This is a genomic window from Caulobacter sp. (assembly GCF_035254145.1).
Classification (GTDB): domain Bacteria; phylum Pseudomonadota; class Alphaproteobacteria; order Caulobacterales; family Caulobacteraceae; genus Caulobacter.
The window spans coordinates 1-9,878 of the sequence record NZ_DATFAV010000266.1 but is presented as its reverse complement, the minus strand read 5'-3'; the positions used below and the strand labels follow the sequence as shown (position 1 = coordinate 9,878).

The window sequence follows — 9,878 nt, the reverse complement described above, 5'->3', positions numbered from 1 at the left end:
TCGGCGACGTGCTCGTCGTGGCGCTCGAGCCGCGTGCGGATCCCGTAGGCCGACAGCAGCTTGCCGGTGACGCGGGTGTCCTCGGCCAGCAGGACGTCGCAGCCGGCCAGCACGTCCAGGGCGCGCAAGGTGATGTCGCGCAGGTTGCCGATCGGCGTCGCCACCAGATAGAGCCCAGGCGCGAGCGGCGCGTCGGACAGGGCTGGCGGGGGAAGCTGGCGGCTCAAATCACGCGTCCTTCGGCTTTCGAGGACAAGCCATATCAGGTCGCCAGCACGCCTGTCAGCCGGTCCAGCACCAGACGGCCGCCGCGGGTGGCGCGCAAACGATTGGGGTCGGCCGCGAGCAGCCCCGCCTCGACCAGGTCGCGCACCTTGGGCAGGTCAGGCGTCAGCCCCAGGGGCGCCATTTCGGCGAAGGCGACCCCGTCGTCGATTCGCAGGCCCAGCACCAGCCGCTCCTCGGCGGCCTCCTGGCGCGTGAGGATTTCGCGCTCGAAGCCAACGCCGGTCGTGGCCACGGCGGCGACATAGTCGGCGATGGCGCGATGGGCGGTGGTGGCCGCGCGGCCCTCGGGCAGGGCCAGGCGTCCGTGGGCGCCGGGACCGACGCCGACATAGTCGACGCCGCGCCAATAGACGAGATTGTGCCGCGAGCGGGCCGCCTCGCCGCGCGCGTGGTTGGACACCTCGTAGGCGTCGAAGCCAGCGGCCTCCAGGATCTCCTGCGTCGTCTCGAACAGCGTGGCGGCCAGGTCCTCGTCGGGAACCTTCAGCGTCCCGCGCCCCACCGCGCGGTCGAAGGCGGTGCCGGCCTCGATGGTCAGCTGATAGGGCGAGACGTGCTCGGGACCCATGGCCAGGACCTGCGCCAGCTCGGCGCGCCAGGCCGCGTCGGTCTGGCCCGGCCGCGCGTAGATCAGGTCGACGGAGAGGCGCGGGAAGGCCTTGGCCGCCGCCGCGATGGCGCGCCGCGCCGCGCCGGCGTCGTGATTGCGGCCCAGGGCCTTCAGCGAGTCGTCGTCCAGCGCCTGGACGCCCAGCGACAGCCTCTGGACGCCGGCCTCGGCCAGGGCCGCGAAACGATCGGCCTCGGCGTCGGTCGGGTTGGCTTCCAGGCTGATCTCGATGTCGGCGGCCGGCGACCATAGCCGCTTGGCGGTCTCGATCACCCGCGCCACCTGGACCGGGTCCATCAGCGAGGGCGTGCCGCCGCCGAAGAAGATCGACAGCAGGGTCCGCTCGCCGGTCAGGTCGCGCTGGGCGACGAGGTCGGCGACGATGGCGTCGGCCAGCGCCGCCTGCTCGGCCGTCCGCCCCCGATCGCGCACGACGTTGAAATCGCAATAGGGACAGATGCGGGCGCAATAGGGCCAGTGGACGTAGACGCCCAGCGGAGCGGGATCACTCAAACAGCGCGGCCTTGAGCTTGGCGAACGCCCGGGCCCGGTGGCTCATGGCGTCCTTGGCCGCCGGCTCCATCTCGCCGAAGGTCGTCTCATGGCCTTCGGGGACGAAGATCGGGTCGTAGCCGAAGCCCCGCGCGCCACGTGGCGGGAAGGTCAGGGTCCCGTCGACGCGGCCCTCGACGACGACGGCCGGGCCGCCCGGCCAGGCCACGGCCAGGGCCGAGGTGAACCAGGCCGAGCGATCGTCCGAGGCGGTCTCCTCCAGGCGCTCCTCGACCTTGGCCATGGCCTGGGCGAAGTCCTTGCCGGGCCCCGCCCAGCGCGCGGAATAGATCCCCGGGGAGCCGTCCAGCGCCGCGACCGAGAGGCCGGAATCGTCGGCCAGGGCCACAAGGCCCGACAGGTCGGCGGCGTGGCGGGCCTTGAGCAGGGCGTTGCCGACGAAGGTGCTCTCGGTCTCGTCCGGCTCGGGCAGGCCCAGCGTCCCAGCCGCGACGATCTCGAAGCGGCCGTCCAGCAGGGCGGCGATCTCGCGCGCTTTGCCAGGATTGTGGGTGGCGGCCACAAGCTTCATTCCCATCTCAAGCTTCAGCGCCATTTGTCCCTCCGGTCAGCCAAGGAAAATACTCGATGCGGCTCCTTTACTCCGCCCTGTCGCCTTTTGCGCGCAAGGTTCGCGTCCTGGCGCTGGAAAAGGGCCTTTCCGAACGGATCGCGCTGGAGACCATCGCGCCCTATCAGGACGAGAGCCTGCGCGCGCTCAACCCGTTGAACAAGGCGCCGACCCTGGTGCTGGACGATGGCGAGGCCGTCTACGATTCCGGCGTGATCTGCGATTATCTCGACGGCCTCTCCGAGCCGCGCCTCATCCCCGCCACCCAGCCCGAGCGCCATCGCGCCCTGACGCTGGAGGCGGCCGCCGACGGCATGGGCGACGCGGCCCTGCTGGTCGTACGCGAGCGGATGCGCCCCGAGGCCGAACACCGCCAGGACGTCTTCGAGCGCCAGCTGAAGGCGATCGGGGCGGCCCTGGACCTGTTCGAAAAGGCCGAGTTGTCGACCGCGCGGTTCGCCATCGCCGAGATCGCCGTCGCCGCCCAGCTGGCCTATCTCGACGCGCGCAAGGTCGTGGACTGGCGGGTGGGGCGACCGATGCTTGCGGCCTGGTTCGAGGTCGTGTCCAGGCGCGGTTCGATGATCGCCAGCGACGCCAGCGCCACCTGACTGTGGCGCTTACGCCACGCAAGGCCGGGCGGGTGACATCATTACCATAGTTTAATATCGTTTTTCGATAATCGCGATTGGCGGAACGGAAATCGGTCCCTATTTGTTGAGCATGGAGAACGCCGGTCCGCCGTCGCGACCCATGTCTCTCCAACCCGGAAAAAACCGATGTCCGCCGCCCGCCTGTTCCGCCTCGCCGACAAGGTCGTCATGACCGCCATCACCGCCGCGTTGATCGTGGGCGTGCCGGTGTCGGCCGTGGCGTTCGTGGCGCAGACTCTGTAGGGCCCATCCGGGGCGAGAGACCCGCCGTCTGACGTCTCCCGCGACGCGGGGCGTCGTGTTCAGCGTCGCTGTCGGGGAGCAGCCATGCGCGCCTTGGGGCCAGGCTCCGTTTCGAGCTTTCTGAAGATCATCCTGGATGTGATCTACGTCGGGCTGTGGATCTTCGTCAGCCTGCTGTCGCTGTTCACGCTGGTCGCCCTGCTGTTCAGCTTCAATCCCGAACTCCTGGCCTCGATGTTGCCGATCAGCGACGCGGTCGAGGCCGTCAGCCGCGACGGCCCGCTGTTCGCCGGCGCCCTGGCGGCCTGGGCGCTGCTGCTGGGCGGCTGGATGGTGATCGTCGAGCGGCTGCGCAAGATCTTCGCCACCCTGACGGCCGGGGACCCCTTCCATCCCGACAACGTGGTGCGCCTGCGCCTGATCGGCCTCGTCCTGGCGGGGCTGGAGGTCGGCCGCTACGTGTTTTCGGGCATGGCCCGCTGGCTGGCCCCCAAGGCCAAGGTCATCGACGACAGCTTCACCCTGACCGCCTGGTTCTCGGTGCTGGTGGTCTTCGTCCTGGCCGAGGTTTTCCGCGAAGGCGCGCGCCTTCGTCGGGAAGCCGAACTGACGATCTGACCCGGAGCGATCCCAAAGATGCCCGTCCGCGTGAACCTCGACCGCGTGCTGCTGGACCGTCGCATGTCGCTGACCGAACTGTCCGACCGCGTGGGCGTGACGATCGCCAACCTGTCGATCCTGAAGACCGGCAAGGCCCGCGCCGTCCGGTTCTCGACCCTGGACGCCCTGTGCCGCGAGCTGCAGTGCCAGCCGGGCGATCTCCTGACCTTCGAAAGCGGCCCGCCTGGGGGCCACGACGAGGATGACTAGCTACAATTAGTGTTGTTCATCTGGCTTTTGGCCAAATAACTCGTCCCATTTTCTATTGATTTCAGCCAGTAGAACTTCTTGTCTCTTGTGTTCTATGGTTGGAACGTAGGCCATTTGAACGTTCAGGCTGTTTATTTGATCTCCCAGGCCGAGATATCGAACTATTTCCTCAATTATCTTATTGTAACGCTCTTGTCGTAGTGAATTTACTGCGCCCTGATCGGTAACAGACAGGAAAAATTGATGCCACGCCTGTCGAATGGGCGGGGATTCGGAGAAAACTAGGTCGATTAAATTTAGGCTGGGGTAGATGTCAGAATAAGTGTATCGGTTTCTATGCTTCATGAGTTCGAATAGGAGGTCGATCTGCATCAGTCGAGCTCTTTCGGAGGCAAAGGCGTCGCGTCGGAGTTTCTCAGCAAATTCAGCGGCGAGTTTAGGCGCGCGGAAGGAAGCCCAAACTGCAACGCACGCCGCCGCGAATGTCGCGATCCCGGCGATTGCCTGCCACTCTTCCGCAGTGGGCCACCGCATCATTTTCTCCCTGTCCAGCGGCTAAAGCTTAAGCTTGAAGCAAGCTAAACATCTAGTGCTGATGCAGGTGACCTCTCATGCTGGCCCTGGCCCGCGCTCCTAGTTCAGCCGCCGCTTCTTCAGCAGGCTGGCGCGGTCCATCGAGCGGACCTCGAGTTCGAAGGCGTCGCCCTCGCGCAGGATCTTCAGCGGCACGGTGACGCCCGCCTCGCCGAGGCTCCAGAGCTTCTCGTAGAACTCGGCCAGGTCCGACACGGGCTCGCCGTCGACGGCCAGGATCAGGTCGCCGGCTCGCAGTTCGGCGCGGGCGGCCGGTCCCTTCGGCGAGACGCCGACCAGCACCACGTGGTTTTCCATCTCCTGGGCGAAGACCCCGAGCCAGGGGCGCGGCGGATGCGGGTTTCGTCCGCGCGCCAGGTCGTCCAGGACCGGCGGCAAAAGCTCGGTCGGCACGAACATGTTAAGCGGCCTGGACTCGCCGTTCTGGTCGCGGCCCTCCAGGGTCAGGGAGCCCAGGCCCACGAGATCGCCCTTGGGCCCGATCAGCGCCGCGCCGCTCCAGTGGGGATGGGCCGGGGCGGTGATGATGGCGTCGTCCAGCATGTATTCCCAGTAGCCGGCGAAGGGCATGCGGGTCAGGACCTTGCCGGCCACGGCGTGGGCCCGGCCCCCGGCGCCGGCGGCGATGATCGGCGCGCCGGCCTCCAGGTCCTGGGCGCCGCCCAGGGTCATCACCGGCAGGTCCAGCGGCTCCAGCGCCTGGACCAGGCCAAGGCCCGAACGGGCGTCCAGGCCCAGGACATGGGCCGGCACGCGCCGGCCGTCGCCGCGGGTCAGCACGACCTCCTCGGCCTCGGTGATCAGATAGGCCATGGTCAGGACCAGGCCGCTTGGCCCGATCACCACGCCGTTGCCGATGCGCTCGGTTCCCAGGATCGCCGCCGTATAGGCGTCGGCCGGAACCTGGGCTTCCAGCGCCACGACGCTGGCCAGGGCCTGATCGAGGTCGAAGCGATAGGCTTCGGCCGACGGGCGCAGGCGGGCTTCGACTTCGTGGCCTTCGAACGGGGTTGGCACGCGGGACTCCTGATCTTGAGATAGGAATCTGGGGCCGTTACCCCGTTCCGGCAAGGGCTGGAACGTTAAGCCCCGATCGCCGCGCGCTGCAGGGCGAACAGCTCGCCGACGCCCTTTTCGGCCAAGCCGTACAGCGACTCGAATTCGGCGCGGGTGAAGCCGCGCTTTTCGCCGGTGGCCTGGATCTCGACGATGTCGCCCACGTCGGTCAGCACGAAGTTGCTGTCGGCCTCCGCGCTGCTGTCTTCCTCGTAGTCGAGGTCGAGCACCGGCGTGTCGGCGAAGACGCCGCACGAGACGGCGGCCACCTGGCCGATGATCGGGTCGGACTTCAGCACGCCCTCGTCCAGCAGGTACTTGGTGGCCAGGCGCAGGGCGACCCAGGCGCCGGTGATGGCGGCGGTGCGGGTGCCGCCGTCGGCCTGGACGACGTCGCAGTCCAGGGTGATCTGGCGCTCGCCCAGGGCCTTCAGGTCGACGACGGCGCGCAGGCTGCGGCCGATCAGGCGCTGGATCTCCTGGGTGCGGCCGGTCTGCTTGCCGGCGGCGGCCTCGCGGCGGCCGCGGGTGTGGGTGGCGCGGGGCAGCATGCCGTACTCGGCCGTGACCCAGCCCTGGCCCTTGTTACGCAGCCAGCCGGGCAGGTTCTCCTCGACCGTGGCCGTGACCAGCACCTTGGTGTGGCCGAACGAGATCAGGCACGAGCCCTCGGCGTAGCGGTTGACGCCGGTTTCCAGCGTGACGGCGCGCATCTGGTCGGGGGCGCGTTCGGACGGGCGCATGGGAAACTCCTGGTTCAGGACGAGGGATGGGGTTTGAAAGCGTGCAGGGGCCGCTTATCCTATTGCGAGCCGAACTTGAAAGAGGTTGACCGCTTTTGTTCGCCGACCGGGTCCCAAACGACACGTCTCGGGCGACACGCCCTCGATGGTAGCCAAATGACCCAGATCTTCCCCGGGCCGATCGTTCGCGCGCCCGGCCTGAGCGAACTGGACTCCCGCGCCCGCGACATCTTCCGTCGCGTCGTGGAGTCGTATCTGGAGACCGGCGAGCCTGTCGGGTCGCGCACGATCTCCCGGGGCGGGGTGGCCCTGTCGCCGGCCTCGATCCGCAACACCATGCAGGACCTGGCGCAGCTGGGCCTGCTGGACGCGCCGCACACCAGCGCCGGCCGCCTGCCGACCCATGCGGGTTTGCGGATGTTCGTCGACGGCTTCCTGGAGGTCGGCGACATCGCCGAGGAGGAAAAGCGCGCCATCGAGGCGCGGCTGGCCGTGCGCGGTCGCTCGTTCGAGGAAGCCCTGGCCGAGGCCAGCGCCGTGCTCTCGGGCCTGGCTGGCGGGGCCGGGATCGTCGTCACGCCCGTCCGCGAAGGCGGGGTCAAGCATGTGGAGTTCGTGCCGCTGGGCGGCGGCCAGGTGCTGGCGGTGATGGTGTTCGAGGACGGCCAGGTCGAGAACCGCCTGATGCGCCAGTCGCCCGGCGTGACGCCTTCGGCCCTGCAGGAGGCGTCCAACTTCCTGAACGCGCGGCTGCGAGGTCGAACCCTCAGCGAGGCTCGGGTCGAGATGGGCGCGGAACTGGACATCGCCCGCCGGCAGCTGGACGAGGCCGCCGCGCGCCTGGTCGAGGAAGGCCTGGCGGCCTGGAGCGGCGGCGAGGGCGACGCGCGCTCGCTGATCGTGCGGGGGCAGGCCAACCTGCTGGCCGACGCCCGGGCTAGCGAGGACATCGACCGCGTGCGCCAGCTGTTCGACGACCTGGAGCAGAAGGGCCAGCTGATCGGCCTGCTGGACGACGTCCGCGAGGCCGAGGGCGTGCGCATCTATATCGGGGCCGAAACGCGGCTCTTTTCGCTTTCGGGTTCCTCCGTGATCGCGGCGCCTTATATGTCAGGCCGACAGAAGGTGCTGGGCGCGATCGGCGTGATCGGGCCCGCCCGCTTGAACTACGCCCGTGTCATCCCGTTGGTGGACTACACCGCCCGGGTGCTCGGACGGATGATGGATGGATAAGGACCTTACGAGATGACCGACGAGCAAACGCCGGCCGAAGACACCGCGTTCGAAGCCGAGGACCTCGCGCAGGAGGTCGAGGCCCTGAAGGCCGAGGTGGCCGCTCTCAAGGAGCAGGCTCTCCGCTACGCCGCCGAGGCCGAGAACACCAAGCGCCGCGCCGAGCGCGAGATGAACGACACGCGCGCCTATGCGATCCAGAAGTTCGCTCGCGACCTGCTGGGCGTGGCCGACAACCTGTCGCGCGCCACCGCCCACAGCCCCAAGGACTCGACCGACGCGGCGGTGAAGAACTTCATCGTCGGCGTCGAGATGACCGAGAAGGAGCTGCAGGGCGCCTTCGAGCGCAACGGCCTCAAGAAGATCGACCCCACTCAGGGCGAGAAGTTCGATCCGCATCTGCATCAGGCGGTGATGGAGCAACCCTCGACCGACGTCGCCGCCGGCGGCGTGATCACCGTCCTGCAGGCCGGCTACGAGCTGATGGGCCGCCTGGTCCGTCCGGCCATGGTCGCCGTGGCGGCCAAGGGGTCGACCGGCCCAGCCGTCTCCGAAGGCCCGGCCGGCGCCAATCCCTATGCCGGCGCGGCCCCCGACGGCGACGGTTCGGGCGGCGCCTTCGACACCAAGGCCTGATCCGTCAGCTGGCCAGTCCCAGGTCGCGCGTCGCTCTGTTGTCGGCGCGCGACCAGAGCCGCTCATGGATGTTGAAGGCCACCGTCTGGACCATCGGTTCGACGATTCCGACGGCCAGGGCGACCCGCCAATCCCGGGTCAGGGCGTAGGCCACGGCGATGGCTACCGTCAGGTGCATGCTGGCGTAGGTCATGGTCTTGAGGACGAGACGCATCGGATGCGCTCCTATTTGAGAATCATTCTCAATAAGTGAGCATTATTTCACGCGCCGCAAGGGGGTCGGCCCCCTTCCACAGGCGCGCGATTTCGCTAATGTCGGCGGTCCCTTCTCAACGGGGCCGTGCAGGACGATTCTCCTGGGGCGGCGGCCTCGCCAGCTGGACCGGATTATGAAGCTTACGATCGAACGGGCGGCGCTCCTGAAGGCGCTGGGGCACGTGCAGAGCGTCGTCGAGCGGCGCAACACCATCCCGATCCTGTCGAACATCCTGTTGTCGGCCGACCGCGACACCCTGTCGTTCTCGGCCACCGACCTGGACATGGAGATCATCGACGAGGGCCTGGCCCAGATCGACGTTCCCGGCCAGATCACCGCTCCGGCCCACACCCTCTATGAAATCGTCCGCAAGCTGCCAGACGGGGCCGACGTGTCGCTGAGCTTCAGCGGCGATGATCCTCGCTTGGTCATCCAAGCGGGTCGTTCGCGTTTCAACCTGCCGGTGCTGCCGGCCGGCGACTTCCCGGTGATGAGCAGCGACGGGCTGTCGGGCCGGATCGCGGTCGACACCAACGAGCTGATCCGCCTGATCGACAAGACTCGCTTTGCGATCTCGACCGAAGAGACCCGCTACTATCTGAACGGCCTTTACCTCCACACGGTCAATGACGGCGGCGAGACCAAGCTGCGCGCCGTGGCCACCGACGGCCACCGCCTGGCCCTGGCCGAGATGCCGGCCCCCGAGGGCGCGGCCGGCCTGCCGGGCGTGATCGTGCCGCGCAAGACCATCGCCGAGGCCCGCCGCCTGATGGAATCGGCCGGCGAGACGGTCGATCTGCAGGTTTCGCCCCAGAAGGTCCGCTTCGAGTTCGGCGCGGCCGCCCTGACCTCCAAGGTCATCGACGGCGCCTTCCCGGACTATCTGCGCGTCATTCCGCGCGACAACGCCAAGATCCTGACCCTGGACAACGATCTGTTCGCCAAGGCCGTCGACCGGGTGGCGACCATCTCGGCCGAGAAGAGTCGCTCGGTGAAGCTGGCCGTCGAGCCGGGCCGCATCACCCTGACCGTGCGCAACATGGAAGCCGGCCAGGCCGTGGAAGAGGTCGAGGTCGATTACGACGGCGAGGCCTTCGAGATCGGCTTCAACGCCCGCTACCTGCTGGACGTCTGCGGCCAGATCGCCGGCCCGCAGGCCGAGTTCCGCTTCGCCGACCCGGCCAGCCCGACCCTGGTGGTCGATCCGGTCGATCCGGGCGTGAAGTACGTGCTGATGCCGCTGCGAGTCTGACGCGGCTGATTGACGTTGGGGTCATATTGCCAAGGCTCATAAGGCCGTTAAGGTCCGTTTCATAAGAAAACGGGAGGTGGCCATGGCCAAGGTGAACTATGTGACGGTCGGTTCGAACGACCTGGAGAAGGCCAGGGCCTTCTACGACGACCTGCTGGGCTCGATCGGCTTCAAGCCGTTGTTCGACCATCCGTCGGGCGGCCGGCTCTATCGCGGCGACGGCTGCATGTTCGGGGTGCTGGGTCCCTATGACGGCAACCCCGCCTGCGTCGGCAACGGCATGATGGGCGGCTTCGCCTTCGACACGGTCGAGGAGGGCGA

Annotated in this window: 13 protein-coding genes and 2 pseudogenes; 8 read left to right on the top strand and 7 right to left on the bottom strand. The window is 67.9% G+C overall.

Translation table 11 applies throughout. From position 1 onward, the window contains the following. The 3 genes from VJ655_RS16305 to rdgB all read right to left on the bottom strand — a co-directional run. The coding region (locus tag VJ655_RS16305; RefSeq protein WP_324112875.1) for an SAM-dependent methyltransferase at positions 1 to 227 on the bottom strand (227 nt) is incomplete at its 3' end. A gap of 35 nt (positions 228 to 262) precedes the next feature. Next, the gene (gene hemW / locus VJ655_RS16300; protein WP_324112873.1) at positions 263 to 1,411 is read right to left on the bottom strand and encodes a radical SAM family heme chaperone HemW; all 1,149 of its coding nucleotides are present in this window, start codon (positions 1,409 to 1,411) and stop codon (positions 263 to 265) included. Further along, complete coding sequence (gene rdgB / locus VJ655_RS16295; RefSeq protein WP_324112871.1) at positions 1,404 to 2,006, bottom strand: RdgB/HAM1 family non-canonical purine NTP pyrophosphatase; 603 nt, start codon at positions 2,004 to 2,006, stop codon at positions 1,404 to 1,406. Before rdgB ends, hemW begins: the two co-directional genes overlap by 8 nt. Positions 2,007 to 2,038: 32 nt before the next feature. Here rdgB and VJ655_RS16290 point away from each other — a divergent pair, with 32 nt between their 5' ends. The 4 genes from VJ655_RS16290 to VJ655_RS16275 all read left to right on the top strand — a co-directional run bounded on the left by VJ655_RS16290 (position 2,039) and on the right by VJ655_RS16275 (position 3,787). Beyond that, complete coding sequence (locus VJ655_RS16290) at positions 2,039 to 2,632, top strand: glutathione S-transferase N-terminal domain-containing protein (RefSeq protein WP_324112869.1); 594 nt, start codon at positions 2,039 to 2,041, stop codon at positions 2,630 to 2,632. A gap of 168 nt (positions 2,633 to 2,800) precedes the next feature. Further along, a complete protein-coding gene (locus VJ655_RS16285; RefSeq protein WP_324112867.1) occupies positions 2,801 to 2,917 on the top strand; it encodes a hypothetical protein in 117 nt (38 codons plus the stop codon). Between the two features lie 84 nt (positions 2,918 to 3,001). After that, a complete protein-coding gene (locus tag VJ655_RS16280) occupies positions 3,002 to 3,535 on the top strand; it encodes a DUF2975 domain-containing protein (RefSeq protein ID WP_324112865.1) in 534 nt (177 codons plus the stop codon). Positions 3,536 to 3,553: 18 nt separating this feature from the next. Next, positions 3,554 to 3,787: a helix-turn-helix transcriptional regulator gene (locus VJ655_RS16275; protein WP_324112863.1), complete on the top strand. Its 234-nt coding sequence runs from the start codon at positions 3,554 to 3,556 to the stop codon at positions 3,785 to 3,787. Between the two features lie 6 nt (positions 3,788 to 3,793). Here the strand turns inward: VJ655_RS16275 and VJ655_RS16270 are convergent, their stop codons facing one another. The 3 genes from VJ655_RS16270 to rph form a co-directional block, all read right to left on the bottom strand. Further along, positions 3,794 to 4,321, bottom strand: coding sequence for a DUF6680 family protein (locus VJ655_RS16270; RefSeq protein ID WP_324112861.1), 528 nt, complete (start codon positions 4,319 to 4,321; stop codon positions 3,794 to 3,796). A gap of 99 nt (positions 4,322 to 4,420) precedes the next feature. Further along, positions 4,421 to 5,398, bottom strand: a complete 978-nt coding sequence (locus VJ655_RS16265) for a S1C family serine protease (protein WP_324112859.1) — start codon at positions 5,396 to 5,398, stop codon at positions 4,421 to 4,423. 65 nt (positions 5,399 to 5,463) lie between these two features. Further along, entirely contained in the window at positions 5,464 to 6,180 is a 717-nt protein-coding gene (gene rph / locus VJ655_RS16260; protein ID WP_324112857.1) for a ribonuclease PH, read from the bottom strand. 156 nt (positions 6,181 to 6,336) lie between these two features. Here rph and hrcA point away from each other — a divergent pair, with 156 nt between their 5' ends. Together hrcA and grpE are read left to right on the top strand one after the other, a co-directional pair. Further along, positions 6,337 to 7,413, top strand: coding sequence for a heat-inducible transcriptional repressor HrcA (gene hrcA / locus VJ655_RS16255; protein WP_324112855.1), 1,077 nt, complete (start codon positions 6,337 to 6,339; stop codon positions 7,411 to 7,413). 12 nt (positions 7,414 to 7,425) lie between these two features. Beyond that, the gene (gene grpE / locus VJ655_RS16250) at positions 7,426 to 8,049 is read left to right on the top strand and encodes a nucleotide exchange factor GrpE (protein WP_324112854.1); all 624 of its coding nucleotides are present in this window, start codon (positions 7,426 to 7,428) and stop codon (positions 8,047 to 8,049) included. Here the strand turns inward: grpE and VJ655_RS16245 are convergent. Continuing rightward, a pseudogene (locus VJ655_RS16245) lies at positions 7,989 to 8,263 on the bottom strand (DUF2061 domain-containing protein). The gene grpE and the pseudogene VJ655_RS16245 overlap by 61 nt on opposite strands. Positions 8,264 to 8,438: 175 nt before the next feature. Between VJ655_RS16245 and dnaN the strand changes: the two are divergent. Together dnaN and VJ655_RS16235 are read left to right on the top strand one after the other, a co-directional pair. Then, the gene (gene dnaN, locus VJ655_RS16240; protein WP_324112851.1) at positions 8,439 to 9,557 is read left to right on the top strand and encodes a DNA polymerase III subunit beta; all 1,119 of its coding nucleotides are present in this window, start codon (positions 8,439 to 8,441) and stop codon (positions 9,555 to 9,557) included. Positions 9,558 to 9,639: 82 nt separating this feature from the next. Further along, positions 9,640 to 9,878 (top strand): annotated as a pseudogene (locus tag VJ655_RS16235) (VOC family protein); the annotation flags it as partial.